This window comes from Citrobacter sp. Cpo142 (assembly GCF_030332425.1).
In the GTDB taxonomy this organism is placed as follows: Bacteria; Pseudomonadota; Gammaproteobacteria; order Enterobacterales; family Enterobacteriaceae; genus Citrobacter; species Citrobacter portucalensis.
Genome location: NZ_JAOWHW010000102.1, coordinates 14,333 through 34,089, shown reverse-complemented (window position 1 = coordinate 34,089; position 19,757 = coordinate 14,333). Strand labels below are relative to the sequence as shown.

Here is a 19,757-nt window from a genome sequence, read left to right as displayed (position 1 = left end):
AGGAAAAGATGCCATCTTTCGATATTGTCTCTGAAGTTGATCTTCAGGAAGCCCGTAACGCGGTAGATAACGCCAGCCGCGAAGTGGAGTCACGCTTTGATTTTCGTGGCGTTGAAGCGACTTTTGAGCTGAATGAGTCAAATAAGACGATTAAGGTGCTGAGCGAGTCTGATTTTCAGGTCAATCAGTTACTGGATATTCTGCGTGCCAAGCTGCTCAAACGCGGTATTGAAGGCACGTCGCTGGACGTACCAGAAACCTTCGTGCACAGCGGTAAAACCTGGTTTGTTGAAGCTAAGCTGAAACAAGGCATTGAAAGTGCAGTGCAAAAGAAGATCGTTAAGCTGATCAAAGACAGCAAACTGAAGGTGCAGGCGCAGATTCAGGGCGAAGAAATCCGTGTAACCGGCAAGGCGCGTGACGACCTGCAATCCGTTATGGCGCTGGTTCGCGGCGGCGACCTCGGTCAACCGTTCCAGTTCAAGAACTTCCGCGATTAAGTCGTTATGTCAGATGGCGTAAGCCGCCATCTGACAAATCTCATCTTTACGCCTGGCTGATGGCCTGCTCAACCTCAAATCGATTGGTGACTTTGCTGTCGATTTTCACGTAGGCCGAATGTTCTTTCGCGACAATTAACACTTCGCTTATCCCTTCTTTAGCCAGCAGACGCTGCTTCAGGGTGTCATCCGCAGCAATTTCAGGTGGGATTTCCACCCGCAGGCTGCTGACATACGGCGGCTCTTTCATTGTACTCGCCACCAATAACCACACTGCCGCCAGAAGCGCACCGGCCAGGAATACGGCCTGACCATCAAACATTTCAACCACCCAACCGCCGAGCGAACCGCCAATCGCCACGCCAAGAAACTGGCTGGTGGAGTAAACGCCCATTGCCGTGCCTTTATAGCCAGCCGGAGACTCTTTACTGATAAGCGAGGGGAGGAGGGCTTCCATCAGGTTGAAGGCGAGGAAGAATATCTGCACGCCCGCAATCAACCCCCAGAAACGCACGTTAGCGCTCCACAATACAATCTCTGCAATAAGTATCAGTAACACGCAGGCGAGGAACACGCGTTTCATGCGGCGCTTCACTTCGGCGTAAATGATGAACGGCACCACGGAAACAAAAGACAGCAACATCGTCACCAGATAAATTTTCCAGTGCTCTGCGGCGGGGAAGCCTGCTTTCGCGAGTTGGCCTGGTAAGGCAACGAAGGTGGACATCAGCAATATGTGCAGACACATGATGCCAAAGTTGAGCTTCAGCAGTTTGGGCTCTGCCAGCACTTTACTGAAGCTGCCTTTTACCATCCCCGACTCGCGGTTCAGCACGTGGGTAGTGCTATTGGGAACGACCCAAATGGTCAGCACGATACCCGTGGTAGCAAGGGCTGCAATCATCCAGAACAGCGCGTGTAGCCCCAGCGCATGGGTAACGATTGGTCCCAGCACCATCGCAATGGCGAAGGTGATACCAAAGCTGACGCCGATAAACGCCATCGCTTTGGTACGGTTTTGCTCACGGGTTAAGTCGGAAAGCAGCGCCATTACGGCAGCAGCAATCGCGCCAGAACCTTGTAGGGCACGACCAAGAATAATGCCCCAGATTGAATCGGAGAGGGCGGCAATTATGCTGCCGAGAACGAATACCGCCAGCCCGCCGACGATAAGTGGCTTACGACCAATGCGGTCAGAGAGCAGGCCAAAGGGGATCTGGAAAACGGCCTGGGCCAGACCATAAATACCGATAGCAAGGCCTATCAGCGCTTCGCTGGCACCCTGTAGCGCCATACCGTACGTGGTCAGAACCGGCAGGACCATAAACATGCCAAGCATGCGCAACGAGAATACGGTCCCTAAACCCCAGGTGGCGCGCAACTCACCGGGCGTCATTTTGTAATCGTTCATTCCCACCTCTGTATTAATTTCGCGCCTAGTGTAAAGCGCTAAGCAGGCTGGGTAAATATGCGCTTTATTAACAAATGTTGGGGTTGTGAGGGGCGTCGGCTGGAGACGAAAATGCCGGATGGCGATTTGAACGTAACTTACCCGGCCTACAAGCAATGTGCTTTTTTGTAGGCCGGATAAGGCGTCAGCCGCCATCCGGCAAAGAAGGTGTGACGATTAACTTACCAGACGTAAGTCAGCAGGTTCTGCGAGTTTGGCACCATAAAGTCAACGGACATCATCACGGAAAGCGCGGTAATGGCGATGATAGAGAAGCCGAACAGCTTGCGCGCCCAGACTCTGTCATCTTCCACTTTATAACCGCGCAGCGCCATGCCCAACCACCAGACGCTCACCGCCGCGGCAACAATCAGGTATTTATAACCTGCATAGCCGCCCAGGGTTAGCATCAGCGTGGCGATAGCAAACGCCACGATGTACAGCGTGATATGGTTCTTCGCGACCGAAATACCTTTCACCACCGGAAGCACCGGGATGTTGGCAGCCTGATAATCCTTGAAGCGGAAAATCGCAATCGCGTAAGAGTGCGGCATCTGCCACAGGCTGAAAATAGCCAGCAGAATCAGCGCACCGCTATCGAACTCACCGGTTACGGCACAGTAGCCAATCACCGGCGGCGCAGCGCCGGAGAGTGAGCCAATCAGCGTGCCATAAACGGAATGGCGCTTCATGTACAGGCTATAAACGCCCACATAGACCACGAAGCCCATTACCCCCAGCCAGCAGGCCAGAGGGTTCGCGCCAAACCACAGCAGCATAAAGCCAGCAATACCCAGCAGGGTGGCGTATACCAGCGAGACCGCAGGGGAAATCAGACCTTTAACCAGCACGCGGTTTTTGGTCCTCTCCATCTTCCTGTCGATATCCCTGTCGATGTAGTTGTTAAATACACAACCCGACGCCACAACCAGTGACACCCCAACCAGCGTGTAGATAAACAGGGGATAATCAATGCTGCCTTTCGAGGCCAGCAGGAATCCCCCAATCACCGAGATCAGGTTGCCAAAGATGATGCCTGGTTTCGTTACTTGCAGGTATTGCTTAAACATCATAATCGCCGCTCTTAGTGCATCATCATGTTGTAGTTAAGGTTCCACATAATCCAGATGGAGCCCACAACCAGGATGGCGATGATTAGCACAGTAAAGACAAAGGCCGTCATGTTCCAACCTTCATCAGATTTGCTATTCATGTGCAGGAAGCACACCAGGTGCACCAGAATCTGTACCACTGCCATTGCCAGAATAGTTCCCAGAATGACGGCCGGTGAGGCAGAACCTGTCATCACCATCCAGAACGGAATGACCGTCAGGATGATCGACAGGATAAAACCTGTCATGTAGGTTTTTACGCTGCCATGGGATGCGCCGCCGCTCTCGTTAGAATGACTCATTACATCGCCCCCATCAGATAAACAACAGTGAACACACAGATCCACACCACATCCAGGAAGTGCCAGAACAGGCTCAGGCACATGATGCGGGTACGGTTAGTACTGGTCAGGCCGCGACGAGCAACTTGCACCATCAGCACTGCCATCCAGATAAGACCGGAGGTGACGTGCAGACCGTGCGTGCCGACCAGCGCGAAGAACGCAGACAGGAAGCCACTGCGATCCGGGCCCATACCGTTAACAATCAGGTGATGGAATTCATAGAGTTCCATCCCGATGAATCCGGCACCGAACAAGAAGGTCAACGCCAGCCAGGAGATAACCTGGCTCTTGTTGTTCTTGTACATGGCAATCGCTGCCATGCCGTAAGTAATGGAGCTGAATAACAGCAGGAATGTTTCAACCAGAACGAACGGCAGTTCAAAAATGTCCTTACCTGTCGGGCCACCTGCGGTGCCGTTCACCAGAACGGCATAGGTTGCAAACAGAATAGAGAACAGAATGCAGTCGCTCATCAGGTAGACCCAGAATCCGAAGATCTTGGTCTGGCCTGCATCGTGGTGCCCGTGTTCGTGCGCGTGGGCAGTCGCGTGCGTTAAAGTATCAGTTGCCATTTTTCAGCCCTGCCTTAGTAATCTCATCGAAATGCTGGTTTTCCAGTTTTTCGACTTCCGGGACCGGCACGTAGTAATCCACGTCTTCATCAAAGCTTTTCACAATCCAGCTGATGATCATGCCTGCGAAGCTTGCAATCGCCAGCCACCAGATATGCCAGATCATGGCGAAACCAAACAGTGTTGCGAAGGCGGTAATGACGATACCGGCACCGCTGTTCTTCGGCATATGAATTTCTTCATAGTGCGCAGGCTGCTTGTACGCTTCACCTTTTTCTTTCATTTCCCAGAAGGCATCACGCTCGTGAACGTGCGGCACAACGGCAAAGTTATAGAACGGAGGCGGGGAAGAGGTTGCCCACTCCAGCGTACGACCACCCCATGGGTCACCGGTCAGGTCACGGTTCTGCTCGCGGTCGCGAATAGAAACGAAGATCTGAATCAGCTGGCACAGGATACCCAGTGCAATCAGCGCGGCGCCGCAGGCGGCAACGACCAGCATCGGATGGAACTGTGGATCAATCTGCTGGCTGAGGCGACGGGTCATACCCATGAAGCCCAGCACGTACAGTGGCATAAATGCTACGAAGAAGCCGATGATCCAGAACCAGAATGCGCGTTTACCCCAGGTTTCGTTCAGCGTGAAGCCAAACGCTTTTGGCCACCAGTAGGTCATACCAGCGAAGCATCCAAATACGACACCGCCGATGATAACGTTATGGAAGTGCGCGATCAGGAACAGACTGTTGTGCAGAACGAAGTCCGCACCCGGCACCGCCAGCAGTACACCGGTCATGCCGCCGACTGAGAAGGTGACGATAAAGCCAATCGTCCACAGCATTGCTGAGTGGAATACGATACGGCCCTGATACATGGTGAACAGCCAGTTGAAGATCTTCACCCCGGTCGGGATGGCGATAATCATGGTGGTGATACCGAAGAAGGCGTTTACGTTAGCGCCTGCACCCATGGTGAAGAAGTGGTGCAGCCAAACAACGAACGACAGAACGGTGATACACACGGTTGCCCACACCAGCGAGGTGTAACCAAACAGACGTTTACGCGAGAAGGTTGCCGCGATTTCGGAGAACACACCGAAGACTGGCAGAACCAGAATGTACACTTCCGGATGGCCCCAGGCCCAAATCAGGTTGATGTACATCATCATGTTGCCGCCCATATCGTTGGTAAAGAAATGGGTGCCCAGATAGCGATCCAGGGTTAGCAACGCGACGGTAACCGTCAGGATTGGGAAAGAGGCGATAATCAGGATGTTCGCGCACAGAGATGCCCAGCTAAACACCGGCATCTTGAACATGGTCATTCCTGGTGCACGCATCTTAATGATGGTCACAAAGAAGTTGATACCGGTCAGGGTTGTACCAATACCGGACAACTGGACTGCCCATATCCAATAGTCGACCCCGACGCTTGGACTGTACTCTATTCCCGAAAGTGGCGGATACGCCAGCCAACCGGTCTGCGCGAATTCACCCACGCCCAGAGACAAGTTAACCAGGATTACGCCGACAACGGTGAACCAGAAGCTCAGGTTGTTCAGGAACGGGAATGCAACGTCACGTGCGCCGATCTGCAGCGGAACCACCAGGTTCATCAGACCGATAACAAATGGCATTGCCACGAAGAAGATCATAATCACGCCGTGAGCCGTGAAGATCTGGTCGTAGTGGTGAGGAGGCAGGAAGCCCGCTTCACCTGCAGAAGCCAGCGCTTGCTGACTACGCATCATGATGGCGTCGGCAAAGCCACGAATCAACATGACGATTGCGACGATGACATACATGATGCCAAGGCGTTTGTGGTCAACCGAGGTTAGCCACTCTTTCCACAGGTAGGTCCACTTACCGAAGTAAGTGATAAGGCCCAGTAAGGCCGCACCACCGATGATAATGGCAGCAATCGTAACCATGACAATAGGTTCATGGAACGGAACTGCATCCAGCGTCAATTTTCCGAACATCGTATTCTTCCTCGGCCCCTTAGTGAGCGGATTCCGCGTGGCTCATGTCCATGCCTTCCATTCCTTCGTGTGCGCTGTGCTCACCTTCGGGTTGGGACATGTCCATGCTCTTACCGTGAGCCATAAATTTGTTAATAACGTCTTTAAACAAATCCGGTTTCACGTTGGAGAAGTATTCCACCTGGTTGTATTCGCTTGGCGCAGCCACTTTCTCGAACGCTGCCATGTCGCTCATGGTGTTCGTGGACTGTTTAGCTTTAGCAACCCATTGGTCGAATTCGGCGCGGTCCTTTGTTGCGATAGCCTTGAACTTCATACCGGAGAAGCCTGGTCCGCTATAACTTGCGGAGATACCATCATAAGTACCGACTTCGTTGGCGATCAGATGCAGTCGAGTCTGCATACCGGCCATGGCATAAATCTGGCTACCCAGACGCGGGATAAAGAAGGAGTTCATCACGGAGTTGGAAGTCACTTTGAATTCAACCGGAGTATTCGCCGGGAAGGCGATTTCATTCACGGTAGCGATACCCTGTTCCGGATAGATGAAGAACCATTTCCAGTCCATGGAAACCACTTCGATGGTAATGGGCTTCTCGTCATGCGCCAGCGGTTTGCTTGGCTCAAGAGCGTGAGTGGTTTTCCAGGTCAGGACGGCAAGGAAAATGATGATTAAGATCGGCACCGTCCAGACCACAGCTTCCACTTTATTGGAGTGTGACCAGTTCGGGCTGTACTTCGCATCTTTATTGCTTGCACGATACTTCCAGGCAAAACCAACAGCCATCAAGATGGCGGGAATAACGACAATCAACATCAGGCCAAATGCCGTCAGTATCAATGACCGTTGTTCCAGTCCAATCTGTCCTTTAGGGTCAAGCAGCGCAGAATTACAGCCACTGAGTAATGCAGTGCCTGCAATTAATGACAACCATCCCAAACTTTTATTGTATTTCCTGAGTCTCATTTAACGACCTCAATTCCACGGGACCGGGTGGCGTTTAAAGTGTGAGGGCATTTTACGGGAAGGTTACATTACTGTAAACATCTCTAGATCTGTGTTACTGGGTTCTGCCGTGCATGTCACATATGTTGCAATATATGTCGCTTTGGCTTTAAGAACCTGTTGCAACATCACGTTATAACGAAAGCGGGGAGGCGGGGGGCGTACTGAGGGCAATTGGTATAACCAATACGAAAATAAAACAATTGCTTAACAATTGATTATCAATAAACGGACAATTGAAGAACAAAAAATAAATCTATCGTGGCTGAATCGAGTAAGGAAAATAGTATATATAAAAGGCGTCAATAATTTCCAAATTCTTTGGCGCACAAAATAACAAATATTATTTTTAGCAGTTGTTGCTTATTTCGCCGTTATAATTACGTAGGGTGATTACAACGGCGATATTAATGCGGGTTTTTTACGCCAGACGTGTTTTACGCAGTGCCAGATAATCCAGCAATCCACCAAAAACGACCCCGCAGACTGCGACCACCACCGAGACTTCAAGCAGTTCTGGCAGGAAGGAGAAGTTGGTGTAATCCAGCGCGTTCATGGTTAACAGCAGCAGCCAAACCAGCAGCAGGCAGCAGCCCGCAACCAGCGTCATTAATGCCAGACTGTACGCCCCACGAAATTCCGTGCGTGGAATAAAGCTTTCATTTTGCCAGCTATGTTCCAGAGTCTGGCGGCATACCAGCAGCAGTATCAGACCAGGAATCGCGGCAAACACCGAGAACAGATAAAACGTCGGCCAGCCGTGTGCTTCGACAAACCAACCCGCTATCGGGCCAACGTAAACGCGGCCAACGGCAGAAAGCGCGGAGAGGAGGGCGAACTGGGTCGCTGAGAAGGACTTATTGCACAGCGTCATTAATAAGGCGACAAATGCTGCCGTGCCCATTCCACCGCACAGATTTTCAAAGAAGACGGCGGCCGCCATGCTAAACATGTGTTTGTCCGTGATGGACAGTAGCCAGTAGCCCGCATTCGACGCCCCTTGCAGGATGCCGAAAATAAGCAATGCGCGGAACAGCGAAAGGCGCTGCATCAGGATCCCGCCGTACAGCGCGCCAACAATGGTGGCCAGTAGCCCCAGTGTTTTATTCACCACGCCAACTTCACCGGCATCAAACCCAACGCCGCGGATTAAAAAGGTGGTGGTCAGGCTCATGGCAAAGGCATCCCCGAGCTTATACAGCACAATAAGCAGTAAGATCAGCCAGGCGTTGTTACGACCAAAGAAGTCGCGCAGCGGAGCCGCAACCGCCTGTTCCAGCGTTTTAGGCACCGGAATGGTGTCAGTCGGTTCGGGTGCTAACAGGGTGGCGATGATACAAGGAATCAACAGCGCAGCCATCAGCCAGTACATCCCTTGCCAGCCCAGCCAGCGATCGGCCATCCACAGGGCCAGTCCGCCTGAAACCAGCATCCCTAATCGATAGCCCAGCACGCTGATCGCCGCGCCGGTGCCGCGGTCTTCAGCGGGCAATACGTCGGTTTTCCAGGCATCAAAGACAATATCCTGCGATGCAGAGCAAAATGCGATCACTACTGCGAGTGCAGCCATCCAGCGTAACTGTGTGCCAGGCTCCAGAAAGCCCATCGCGGCGATAGAAATTAACAACAGCACCTGGGTCGCCAGCAGCCAGCCGCGACGTCGACCTAAAAACGGTGGCGTGTAACGGTCCATCAACGGTGACCAGAGAAACTTAAAAACGTAGGCCTGACCGACCAGGGAAAAGAAACCGATGGTTTTAAGATCGATATTCTCGACCGTCATCCACGCCTGGAGCGTACCGGAGGTGAGCGCGAGCGGTAAACCGGAGGCGAACCCCAGAATGAGCAGGATAGCTGAGCGTGGCTGCTGAAAAATACGTAAGTAATGACTGGACATGGGCTTCTATAGGCCCGACGAACGCCGGGCCATATGGGCAGAAATTAACGAGCGTTCTGCTTGATGAAATCGTGAACGCTGGTGTCCTGAGACATATCAGCGATGGTGTCGGTCAGTACGCTGTTAACGGCGTTAGCGATATTTTTGTTAGAGGCCTGCAGAGCACCTTCAACAGAATAGCTTGCACGGTAGTTTTTGGTCATCTTGTTACCGTTGGCGGCAGTTGCAATGATGGCGATGTCTGCTTTGGTAGCGATGTTATAGCGCACGCTACCCTGAGACACGTCAGCATACAGCTGGTTAACAATGATTTGCAGGTTGACTGCACCGTTTGGTCCAATCATATAACCACGTGCGGTCATCTGTTTTTCCAGCACTTCTTGCAGCAGGAAACGCAGATCGCGGGATGCGGTCAGGGTAACCAGTTGGTTGTCACGGGTGACTTTTGCCAGCGCTTGATCCTGACGCTGGTCGGCACCGTTGATGCTAACGGTCACGCCCATCAGGCTCGGGTCCTGCTGTGGCAGGGTAATTTTCGGGGAGACTTCAATAGTGGTCGGCGGCGTTGCGCATCCAGCTAACATAAACAGTGCGACAAACGGGACGAGGATTTTTTTAAACATGCCAGGGCTCTCAGCGAATCTAAATTGTATGGTTAGAGAAAATTCCCGCCATCATAACATCGCCAACGATGAGGGGAAGTGGGTAACGCATGTAAATTCATTGTGTTGTCCGTTTTATGACTTTGTAGAGACTATAAACGGACTTTTTGCAATAAATTGGAGTGAGGAATCAGTGAACTTCATCCGTTTGAATGAGAAAATCAGACAAGCGCTAATTTTTTGTTGCTAAGGTGTAATGAAAACGGTAAAAGCGGCTAGTATTTAAAGGGATGGGTGACATCTCAGCGTTGTCGGAGGAAAAATTTCATGATGATTCGTGAGCAAATAGAAGAAAAATTAAGGGCAGCGTTCGAACCCGTGTTCCTCGAAGTTGTGGATGAAAGCTATCGTCACAATGTCCCGGCTGGTTCTGAAAGCCACTTTAAGGTTGTACTGGTTAGCGATCGCTTTACAGGTGAACGTTTTCTTAATCGTCATCGGATGATTTACAGCACATTAACGGCGGAACTTTCCACAACCGTTCATGCGCTTGCCCTGCATACCTACACTATTAAGGAGTGGGAAGCGTTGCAGGATACGATTTTTGCATCGCCTCCGTGTCGTGGAGCGGGAAGCATCGCGTAAAAACGGATTTGCAACAACCGACGCTTTTCCAGTATGTTGCTACAGATTATGTGAAAACGGCCTGCGGGCCGTTTTGTTTTGTCTGAATTCTGGGGCAGTCGTACAGTATTCAGACAAAAATTAGCCGGGAATTGTGAAAAAAGCCGCAGCAACGCGCGATAACCGTTCTCGACTCATAAAAGTGATGCCGCTATAATGCGCGTCTTATTTTTCGGAATGTCTTCGGGATGATTCTGACGACAGGGAATGTGATTGCTTATGAGAACATCCCAGTTCCGCGAAGCCAACAACCTGTGCTTGCGGAGAAGAGTTGACCGAGCACTGTGATTTTTTGAGGTAACAAGATGCAAGTTTCAGTTGAAACCACTCAAGGCCTTGGCCGCCGTGTAACGATTACTATCGCTGCTGACAGCATCGAGACCGCTGTGAAAAGCGAGCTGGTCAACGTAGCGAAGAAAGTGCGTATTGACGGTTTCCGCAAAGGAAAAGTACCGATGAATGTTGTTGCTCAGCGTTATGGCGCGTCTGTTCGCCAGGACGTTCTGGGTGACCTGATGAGCCGCAACTTCGTTGACGCGATCATCAAAGAAAAAATCAATCCAGCTGGCGCACCGAACTACGTTCCGGGCGAATACAAACTGGGTGAAGATTTTACTTACGCGGTAGAGTTCGAAGTTTACCCGGAAGTTGAGCTGACTGGCCTGGAAGCAATCGAAGTTGAAAAACCGGTTGTTGAAGTTACCGACGCTGACGTTGACGTAATGCTGGACACCCTGCGCAAGCAGCAGGCTACCTGGAAAGACAAAGACGGCGCTGCTGATGCAGAAGACCGTGTAACCATCGACTTCACCGGTTCTGTAGACGGCGAAGAGTTCGAAGGCGGCAAAGCGTCTGACTTCGTACTGGCGATGGGCCAGGGTCGTATGATCCCGGGCTTTGAAGAAGGCGTTAAAGGCCACAAAGCTGGCGAAGAGTTCACTATCGACGTGACCTTCCCGGAAGAGTACCACGCTGAAAACCTGAAAGGTAAAGCTGCGAAGTTCGTTATCAACCTGAAGAAAGTTGAAGAACGCGAACTGCCGGAACTGACTGAAGAATTCATCAAACGTTTCGGCGTTGAAGATGGTTCCGTAGCAGGTCTGCGCGCTGAAGTCCGTAAAAACATGGAACGCGAGCTGAAAGGCGCTGTGCGTAACCGCGTTAAGTCTCAGGCGATCGAAGGTCTGGTAAAAGCTAACGACATCGACGTTCCGGCTGCGCTGATCGACAGCGAAATCGACGTTCTGCGTCGTCAGGCTGCACAGCGTTTCGGTGGCAACGAGAAACAAGCTCTGGAACTGCCGCGTGAATTGTTCGAAGAACAGGCTAAGCGTCGCGTAGTTGTTGGTCTGCTGCTGGGCGAAGTGATTCGTACCAACGAACTGAAAGCTGACGAAGATCGCGTTAAAGGCCTGATCGAAGAGATGGCTTCTGCTTACGAAGATCCGAAAGAAGTTGTTGAGTTCTACAGCAAAAACAAAGAGCTGATGGACAACATGCGTAACGTCGCTCTGGAAGAGCAGGCTGTTGAAGCCGTTCTGGCGAAAGCGAAAGTGACTGAAAAAGCCACTTCCTTCAACGAACTGATGAACCAGCAGGCGTAATTCGTCGCTTTTTTAGCTCGAATTTCGTACGCAAGCCCGTCACCTTTTGGTGGCGGGTTTTTTTTTGTCACGCATTTTGCATGGGAAGAGTGCGAAAACAGCGTTTCAGTGTTAGCGTTACAACAAAAGATTGTTATGCTTGAATTATGGCGATGTCGTACCCATTACTGAGGGACTAGCTGATAATCCGTCCATAAGGTTACAATCAGCACAGCAGGTTTTTTCAAATTTTATCCAGGAGACGGAAATGTCATACAGCGGCGAACGAGATAACTTTGCACCCCATATGGCGCTGGTGCCGATGGTCATTGAACAGACCTCACGTGGTGAGCGCTCTTTTGATATCTATTCTCGTCTACTTAAGGAACGCGTCATTTTTCTGACCGGCCAGGTCGAAGACCATATGGCTAACCTGATCGTGGCGCAGATGCTGTTCCTGGAAGCAGAAAACCCAGAAAAAGATATCTACCTGTACATCAACTCCCCTGGTGGAGTGATCACTGCCGGGATGTCTATCTATGACACCATGCAGTTTATTAAGCCGGACGTCAGCACCATTTGTATGGGCCAGGCGGCCTCAATGGGTGCGTTCCTGCTGACCGCCGGGGCGAAAGGCAAACGTTTTTGCCTGCCTAACTCTCGCGTCATGATCCACCAGCCTCTGGGCGGTTACCAGGGCCAGGCAACGGATATTGAAATTCATGCCCGTGAAATCCTGAAGGTAAAAGGGCGCATGAACGAACTTATGGCGCATCATACGGGTCAATCTCTTGAGCAGATTGAACGTGATACCGAGCGCGATCGCTTCCTCTCCGCTTCTGAAGCGGTAGAGTACGGTCTGGTCGACTCGATTTTGACCCATCGTAATTAATGCCCAGTGCGCAGGTGTGCCGCTATAATTACCTGGAGCGGCACAACGCTGACTAGCGTCTTGCGCCTGAGAATGGCATTTGCGTCGTCGTGTGCGGCACAAAGAACAAAGAAGAGGTTTTGACCCATGACAGATAAACGCAAAGATGGCTCGGGCAAATTGTTGTACTGCTCTTTTTGCGGCAAAAGCCAGCATGAAGTGCGTAAGCTGATTGCCGGTCCATCCGTGTATATCTGCGACGAATGTGTTGATTTATGCAACGACATCATTCGCGAAGAGATTAAGGAAGTAGCACCGCACCGTGAACGCAGTGCGCTGCCGACGCCACATGAAATTCGCAACCACCTGGACGATTACGTTATCGGTCAGGAGCAGGCGAAGAAAGTGCTGGCGGTCGCGGTATACAACCATTACAAACGTCTGCGCAACGGCGACACCAGCAATGGTGTTGAGTTGGGCAAAAGTAACATCCTGCTGATTGGCCCGACGGGTTCCGGTAAAACGCTGCTGGCTGAAACGCTGGCGCGCCTGCTGGACGTTCCGTTCACCATGGCTGATGCCACCACGCTGACCGAAGCCGGTTATGTGGGTGAAGATGTTGAAAATATTATTCAGAAGCTGTTGCAGAAGTGCGATTACGACGTGCAGAAAGCACAGCGTGGGATCGTCTATATCGATGAGATCGACAAGATTTCACGTAAGTCTGATAACCCATCTATTACCCGTGACGTTTCCGGCGAAGGCGTACAGCAGGCGCTGTTGAAACTGATCGAAGGGACGGTTGCTGCCGTTCCGCCGCAGGGTGGTCGTAAACATCCTCAGCAGGAATTCCTGCAGGTTGATACCTCCAAGATCCTGTTTATCTGCGGTGGTGCCTTTGCCGGCCTGGATAAAGTGATTGCTAACCGTGTTGAAACCGGCTCCGGCATTGGTTTTGGCGCAACGGTAAAAGCGCAGTCTGATAAAGCCAGCGAAGGTGAACTGCTGTCGCAGGTTGAACCGGAAGATCTGATCAAGTTTGGTCTGATCCCTGAGTTCATCGGTCGTCTGCCGGTTGTGGCAACGCTGAGCGAGCTGAGCGAAGAAGCGTTGATCCAGATCCTCAAAGAGCCGAAAAACGCCCTGACCAAGCAGTACCAGGCGCTGTTCAATCTTGAAGGTGTCGATCTGGAATTCCGTGAGGAAGCGCTGGATGCGATCGCTAAGAAAGCGATGGCGCGTAAAACCGGTGCTCGTGGTCTGCGTTCTATCGTCGAAGCCGCGCTGCTCGACACCATGTACGATCTGCCTTCTATGGAAGACGTCGAAAAAGTGGTGATCGATGAGTCGGTGATTGGCGGTCAGAGCAAGCCATTGCTGATTTACGGTAAGCCGGAAGCGCAGCAGGCATCTGGCGAATAATTCATCAATTCATACAGACATTTAATTAAAAAGGGGGGATTTTATCTCCCCTTTTATTTTTCCGTAAACATGGCGTTGAATGTGTGGGAAACATCCCCATATACTGACATACATGTTAAAGGTGGTGTGAAGCACAGTCGTACCACCTGATTACCTGGCGGAAACTAAACTAAGAGAGAGCTCTATGAATCCTGAGCGTTCTGAACGCATTGAAATCCCCGTATTGCCGTTGCGCGATGTGGTGGTTTATCCGCACATGGTCATACCCTTATTTGTAGGGCGGGAAAAATCTATCCGTTGTCTGGAAGCGGCTATGGACCATGATAAAAAAATCATGCTGGTCGCACAGAAAGAAGCGTCAACGGATGAGCCGGGTGTAAACGATCTTTTCACCGTCGGGACCGTGGCCTCTATTTTGCAGATGCTGAAACTGCCTGACGGCACCGTAAAAGTGCTGGTCGAGGGGTTACAGCGTGCGCGTATTTCTGCGCTGTCTGACAACGGCGAGCATTTCTCTGCGAAAGCAGAGTACCTTGACTCGCCTGCTATTGATGAGCGCGAACAGGAAGTGCTGGTGCGTACCGCTATCAGCCAGTTCGAAGGCTATATCAAGCTGAACAAGAAAATTCCACCAGAAGTGCTGACGTCGCTGAACAGCATTGACGATCCTGCACGTCTGGCGGATACCATCGCTGCACACATGCCGCTAAAGCTGGCTGACAAGCAGTCCGTGCTGGAGATGTCCGACGTTAACGAACGTCTGGAATATCTGATGGCGATGATGGAGTCTGAAATCGATCTGCTGCAGGTTGAGAAACGCATTCGCAACCGCGTGAAAAAGCAGATGGAAAAATCTCAGCGCGAGTACTATCTGAACGAGCAGATGAAAGCTATTCAGAAAGAACTCGGTGAGATGGACGATGCACCGGACGAAAACGAAGCGTTGAAGCGTAAAATCGACGCGGCGAAAATGCCGAAAGAGGCAAAAGAGAAAGCGGAAGCAGAGCTGCAGAAGCTGAAAATGATGTCTCCTATGTCGGCGGAAGCGACCGTGGTGCGTGGCTACATCGACTGGATGGTACAGGTGCCGTGGAATGCGCGTAGCAAGGTCAAAAAAGACCTACGTCAGGCGCAGGAAATCCTCGATACCGACCATTATGGTCTGGAGCGCGTCAAAGACCGTATTCTTGAGTATCTCGCGGTTCAAAGCCGTGTAAATAAAATCAAGGGGCCGATCCTGTGTCTGGTTGGACCGCCGGGGGTAGGTAAAACCTCTCTGGGGCAGTCCATCGCTAAGGCAACTGGGCGTAAATACATCCGTATGGCGCTGGGCGGCGTGCGTGATGAAGCCGAAATTCGCGGTCACCGCCGGACCTATATCGGTTCTATGCCGGGTAAACTGATCCAGAAAATGGCCAAAGTGGGCGTTAAAAACCCGCTGTTCCTGCTTGATGAGATCGACAAAATGTCTTCCGACATGCGTGGCGATCCGGCTTCCGCACTGCTCGAAGTGCTGGATCCAGAGCAGAACGTGGCGTTCAGCGATCACTACCTGGAAGTGGACTACGATCTCAGCGATGTGATGTTTGTTGCGACCTCTAACTCCATGAATATTCCGGCACCGTTGCTGGATCGTATGGAAGTGATCCGTCTGTCCGGTTATACCGAAGACGAAAAGCTGAACATTGCCAAACGTCACCTGTTGCCGAAACAGATTGAGCGTAATGCGCTGAAAAAAGGTGAGCTGACGGTCGACGATAGCGCCATTGTGGGCATTATTCGTTACTACACTCGTGAAGCAGGCGTGCGTAGTCTGGAACGTGAAATCTCTAAACTGTGCCGTAAAGCGGTGAAACAGCTGCTGCTGGATAAATCGCTGAAACATATTGAGATCAATGGCGACAACCTGCACGACTATCTGGGTGTACAGCGCTTTGACTATGGCCGCGCGGACAACGAAAACCGCGTTGGTCAGGTGACGGGTCTGGCGTGGACGGAAGTTGGCGGCGATCTGCTGACTATCGAAACCGCCTGCGTACCGGGTAAAGGTAAGTTGACCTACACCGGTTCTCTGGGTGAAGTCATGCAGGAGTCGATTCAGGCTGCGCTGACTGTGGTGCGCGCGCGTGCGGAAAAACTGGGTATTAACCCGGACTTTTACGAAAAACGCGACATCCACGTTCACGTACCTGAAGGGGCGACGCCGAAAGACGGTCCAAGTGCGGGTATTGCTATGTGTACTGCGCTGGTGTCTTGTCTTACCGGTAACCCAGTTCGCGCCGACGTAGCGATGACGGGTGAGATCACCCTGCGTGGTCAGGTTCTGCCTATCGGTGGTTTGAAAGAAAAACTGCTGGCGGCACACCGTGGCGGCATTAAGACGGTCTTAATTCCCGATGAGAACAAACGTGACCTGGAAGAGATTCCGGACAACGTAATTGCCGATCTTAATATTCACCCGGTGAAACGTATTGAGGAAGTTCTGACTCTTGCGTTGCAAAATGAACCCTCTGGAATGCAGGTTGTGACGGCAAAATAGTGACCTCGCGCAAAGAGCATTAATAAAAACAGGGCTGGCAGGCCATTTCGGGCTTGCCAGTCTTTTTTTGTATAGCTAATTTAGATAACGGATTAGGCTTGCCATCATTAACGGGTGTTGTAAGGGCATGGCAGGCCTGATATAACTGCTGCGCGGTCGCACTTTGAAGGATTCAGGTGCGATATAAATTATAAAGAGGAAGAGAAGAGTGAATAAATCTCAACTGATCGACAAAATTGCTGCAGGGGCTGATATCTCTAAAGCTGCGGCTGGACGTGCGTTAGATGCAATTATTGCTTCTGTTACCGAATCTCTGAAAGAAGGTGATGACGTAGCGCTGGTAGGTTTTGGTACTTTTGCCGTTAAAGAGCGTGCTGCCCGTACTGGTCGCAACCCGCAAACAGGTAAAGAGATCACCATCGCCGCGGCTAAAGTACCGGGCTTCCGTGCAGGTAAAGCACTGAAAGACGCGGTAAACTAAGTGATTTCCCCTTTGGGGATGTGACGAAGTACAAGGGCGCATCGACTGATGTGCCTTTTTTATTTGTAATTCCGGTACTTTCTACGCGTTGTGGGCTGACAATTGCCCCTGTTTCTTGTCACAATAGACCTTTGTGCGCAGCGTTCAGGAAACGCTATGCTGCGTGAAGCATATATACTCAAAATCCTTGTTGCCGTTGTTGTCATCAACGCGGGGGCAGCAGAGAGGATAACGCGTATAGTCATCTACAGCGGAGTGTGGTTACACCATGATGGACAGCTTACGCACGGCTGCTAACAGTCTCGTGCTCAAGATTATTTTCGGTATCATTATCGTGTCGTTCATTTTGACCGGCGTGAGTGGTTACCTGATTGGCGGGGGCAATAACTTCGCCGCCAAAGTGAATGGCCAGGAGATCAGCCGCGGGCAGTTCGAGAATGCGTTCAACAGCGAGCGTAACCGCATGCAGCAACAGCTGGGCGATCAATACTCCGAACTGGCCGCGAACGAAGGCTACATGAAAACGCTGCGTCAGCAGGTGCTGAATCGTCTTATTGACGAAGCGCTGCTGGATCAGTACTCCCACGAGCTTAAGCTCAACATCAGCGACGATCAGGTTAAACAGGCTATTTTCGCCACGCCTGCGTTCCAGGTGGACGGCAAGTTTGATAACAACCGCTACAACGCGATTGTGAATCAAATGGGAATGACTGCAGACCAGTACGCACAGGCATTACGTAATCAGCTCACGACGCAGCAGCTGATTAACGGTGTTGCCGGTACGGACTTCATGCTGAAAGGCGAAACGGACGAACTGGCGGCGCTGGTCGCACAGCAGCGTATCGTGCGCGAGGCGACGATTGACGTTAACGCTCTGGCCGCGAAGCAGTCTGTTACCGAGCAGGAAGTTGCCAGCTACTACGAGCAGAATAAAAACAACTTTATGACGCCGGAACAGTTCCGCGTGAGCTACATCAAGCTGGATGCTGCTGCTATGCAGGAGACGGCCAGCGATGCTGATATTCAGTCTTACTATGACCAGCATCAGGATCAGTTCACTCAGCCGCAGCGTAACCGCTATAGCATCATTCAGACCAAAACTGAAGATGAAGCCAAAGCGGTACTGGACGAGCTGAGCAAAGGCGGTGACTTCGCCGCGCTGGCGAAAGAAAAATCTGCCGATATCATCTCTGCCCGTAAAGGTGGCGATATGGGATGGCTGGAAGATTCCACCACCCCGGATGAGCTGAAAAATGCGGGTCTGAAAGAAAAAGGCCAACTGTCTGGCGTAATTAAGTCTTCCGTTGGTTTCCTCGTTGCGCGTCTTGACGACGTACAGCCTGCACAGGTTAAACCGTTGAGCGAAGCCCGTGACGACATTGCGGCAAAAGTGAAGCAGGAAAAAGCGCTGGATGCCTACTATGCGCTGCAACAGAAAGTCAGCGACGCGGCCAGCAACGATAACGAATCTCTGGCGGGTGCAGAGCAGGCAGCAGGTATGAAAGCGGTTGAAACGGGCTGGTTTAGCCGTGACAGCCTGCCGGAAGAACTGAATTTCAAACCGGTCGCTGACATTATTTTCAATGGTGGTCTGGTTGGCGAAAACGGTACGCCTGGCAGTAACTCCGACATCATCACCGTGGATGGCGATCGCGCGTTTGTACTGCGTATTGCAGAGCACAAAGCCGAAGCCGTGAAGCCACTGGCTGAAGTGAAAGATCAGGTAACTGCGCTTGTTAAGCACAATAAAGCAGAGCAGCAGGCGAAGCTTGATGCCGATAAACTGCTGGCGGATCTGAAAGCCGGTAAAGGCGATGAAGCGATGAAAGCGGCGGGTCTGAGCTTTGGCGAGGCGAAAACGCTGAGCCGTACGGGTCAGGATCCGCTGAGCCAGGCTGCCTTTGGTCTGAGCCTGCCGGCGAAAGACAAACCGAGCTACGGCGTCGCGAACGACATGCAGGGTAACGTTGTTCTGTTGGCGTTGGACGAGGTGAAAGCTGGTTCTATGCCTGAAGCGCAGAAGAAAGCGATGGTTCAGGGGATCACTCAGAACAACGCGCAGATTGTCTTCGAAGCGCTGATGAGCAACCTGCGTAAAGCCGCAAAAATTAAAATCGGTGATGCGCTGGAACAGCAGCAATAACCGAGGCAGTTCGCAAAAAATTGCAAAAAGTTGTATCTACCAAAGGCCGCTTTCGCGGCCTTTTCCATTTCTGATATTTGCCGTTTGTCTGCCGTTCTGCACCTCGCTATCGTGATTCCACTGTTAACAAACAAGGAGAAAACAGTATGAAACATGGAATCAAAGCTCTGCTTATCACTCTTTCATTGACCTGCGCTGGTATGGCCCAAACCGCATTGGCGGCTGAGCCTGTCGCCAAAAGCCAGGCGACTCAAACCAAAGCGGAAAACCCAGGGGCGGCACAAAGCAAAGCCACACTGCCCGCTAAAGCAAGCGACGATGAGGGCACCAGGGTAAGCATCAACAGCGCTTCTGCGGAGGATTTAGCGCGAGTTATGAATGGCGTGGGTCTAAAGAAAGCGCAGGCGATTGTGAGCTATCGTGAGGAGTACGGGCCGTTTAAAACGGTGGATGATTTAAAACAGGTGCCGGGCATGGGCAGTTCACTGGTTGAGCGTAACCTGGCAGTTTTAACACTTTAATAACTTGCAGAGCGCTGAAAGTTTGCCAGACTGTAGAGGTCATACCAGT

The 19,757-nt window shown here is 51.5% G+C and carries 17 protein-coding genes; 9 read left to right on the top strand and 8 right to left on the bottom strand.

Features of this window, described 5'->3' with window-relative positions:
- Positions 1–8 precede the first annotated feature (8 nt).
- Entirely contained in the window at positions 9–500 is a 492-nt protein-coding gene (locus OGY18_RS06290) for a YajQ family cyclic di-GMP-binding protein (RefSeq protein WP_003831002.1), read from the top strand.
- A 46-nt stretch (positions 501–546) separates the two neighbouring features.
- Here OGY18_RS06290 and OGY18_RS06285 read toward each other — a convergent pair whose 3' ends face one another.
- The 8 genes from OGY18_RS06285 to OGY18_RS06250 form a co-directional block, all read right to left on the bottom strand.
- Complete coding sequence (locus OGY18_RS06285) at positions 547–1,911, bottom strand: MFS transporter (protein ID WP_071445875.1); 1,365 nt, start codon at positions 1,909–1,911, stop codon at positions 547–549.
- A gap of 221 nt (positions 1,912–2,132) precedes the next feature.
- Positions 2,133–3,023: a heme o synthase gene (gene cyoE, locus OGY18_RS06280; protein WP_003831005.1), complete on the bottom strand. Its 891-nt coding sequence runs from the start codon at positions 3,021–3,023 to the stop codon at positions 2,133–2,135.
- 11 nt (positions 3,024–3,034) lie between these two features.
- Positions 3,035–3,364 carry a cytochrome o ubiquinol oxidase subunit IV gene (locus tag OGY18_RS06275; RefSeq protein ID WP_003831006.1) on the bottom strand — a complete coding sequence of 110 codons (330 nt, stop codon included), beginning with the start codon at positions 3,362–3,364 and terminating at the stop codon, positions 3,035–3,037.
- Complete coding sequence (locus OGY18_RS06270) at positions 3,364–3,978, bottom strand: cytochrome o ubiquinol oxidase subunit III (RefSeq protein ID WP_003831007.1); 615 nt, start codon at positions 3,976–3,978, stop codon at positions 3,364–3,366. Before OGY18_RS06270 ends, OGY18_RS06275 begins: the two co-directional genes overlap by 1 nt.
- On the bottom strand, positions 3,968–5,959 hold the full coding sequence (cyoB, locus tag OGY18_RS06265) for a cytochrome o ubiquinol oxidase subunit I (RefSeq protein ID WP_003831008.1): 1,992 nt from the start codon (positions 5,957–5,959) through the stop codon (positions 3,968–3,970). Before cyoB ends, OGY18_RS06270 begins: the two co-directional genes overlap by 11 nt.
- A gap of 19 nt (positions 5,960–5,978) precedes the next feature.
- The gene (gene cyoA / locus OGY18_RS06260) at positions 5,979–6,926 is read right to left on the bottom strand and encodes a cytochrome o ubiquinol oxidase subunit II (protein WP_003831009.1); all 948 of its coding nucleotides are present in this window, start codon (positions 6,924–6,926) and stop codon (positions 5,979–5,981) included.
- A gap of 460 nt (positions 6,927–7,386) precedes the next feature.
- Positions 7,387–8,862 carry a muropeptide MFS transporter AmpG gene (gene ampG / locus OGY18_RS06255; protein WP_286552293.1) on the bottom strand — a complete coding sequence of 492 codons (1,476 nt, stop codon included), beginning with the start codon at positions 8,860–8,862 and terminating at the stop codon, positions 7,387–7,389.
- Positions 8,863–8,906: 44 nt separating this feature from the next.
- Positions 8,907–9,485, bottom strand: a complete 579-nt coding sequence (locus OGY18_RS06250; protein WP_032941838.1) for a lipoprotein — start codon at positions 9,483–9,485, stop codon at positions 8,907–8,909.
- Between the two features lie 306 nt (positions 9,486–9,791).
- On the opposite strand from OGY18_RS06250, the gene bolA reads away from it, so the two are divergent.
- The 8 genes from bolA (at position 9,792) to OGY18_RS06210 (ending at position 19,708) form a co-directional block, all read left to right on the top strand.
- The gene (bolA, locus tag OGY18_RS06245; protein WP_003021619.1) at positions 9,792–10,109 is read left to right on the top strand and encodes a transcriptional regulator BolA; all 318 of its coding nucleotides are present in this window, start codon (positions 9,792–9,794) and stop codon (positions 10,107–10,109) included.
- 344 nt (positions 10,110–10,453) lie between these two features.
- The gene (tig, locus tag OGY18_RS06240) at positions 10,454–11,752 is read left to right on the top strand and encodes a trigger factor (RefSeq protein ID WP_003021622.1); all 1,299 of its coding nucleotides are present in this window, start codon (positions 10,454–10,456) and stop codon (positions 11,750–11,752) included.
- Positions 11,753–11,999: 247 nt separating this feature from the next.
- Positions 12,000–12,623, top strand: a complete 624-nt coding sequence (clpP, locus tag OGY18_RS06235) for an ATP-dependent Clp endopeptidase proteolytic subunit ClpP (RefSeq protein ID WP_003021624.1) — start codon at positions 12,000–12,002, stop codon at positions 12,621–12,623.
- Positions 12,624–12,749: 126 nt separating this feature from the next.
- The gene (clpX, locus tag OGY18_RS06230; protein ID WP_003831013.1) at positions 12,750–14,024 is read left to right on the top strand and encodes an ATP-dependent protease ATP-binding subunit ClpX; all 1,275 of its coding nucleotides are present in this window, start codon (positions 12,750–12,752) and stop codon (positions 14,022–14,024) included.
- A 184-nt stretch (positions 14,025–14,208) separates the two neighbouring features.
- Positions 14,209–16,563 carry an endopeptidase La gene (gene lon / locus OGY18_RS06225; protein WP_003831014.1) on the top strand — a complete coding sequence of 785 codons (2,355 nt, stop codon included), beginning with the start codon at positions 14,209–14,211 and terminating at the stop codon, positions 16,561–16,563.
- Between the two features lie 190 nt (positions 16,564–16,753).
- Positions 16,754–17,044 carry a nucleoid-associated protein HU-beta gene (gene hupB / locus OGY18_RS06220; protein WP_219352570.1) on the top strand — a complete coding sequence of 97 codons (291 nt, stop codon included), beginning with the start codon at positions 16,754–16,756 and terminating at the stop codon, positions 17,042–17,044.
- Positions 17,045–17,312: 268 nt separating this feature from the next.
- Positions 17,313–19,187 carry a peptidylprolyl isomerase gene (gene ppiD / locus OGY18_RS06215; protein ID WP_286552291.1) on the top strand — a complete coding sequence of 625 codons (1,875 nt, stop codon included), beginning with the start codon at positions 17,313–17,315 and terminating at the stop codon, positions 19,185–19,187.
- Positions 19,188–19,333: 146 nt separating this feature from the next.
- Positions 19,334–19,708 (top strand): helix-hairpin-helix domain-containing protein, encoded by a 375-nt coding sequence (locus OGY18_RS06210; RefSeq protein ID WP_003831017.1) that lies wholly within the window; start codon positions 19,334–19,336, stop codon positions 19,706–19,708.
- Positions 19,709–19,757 lie beyond the last annotated feature (49 nt).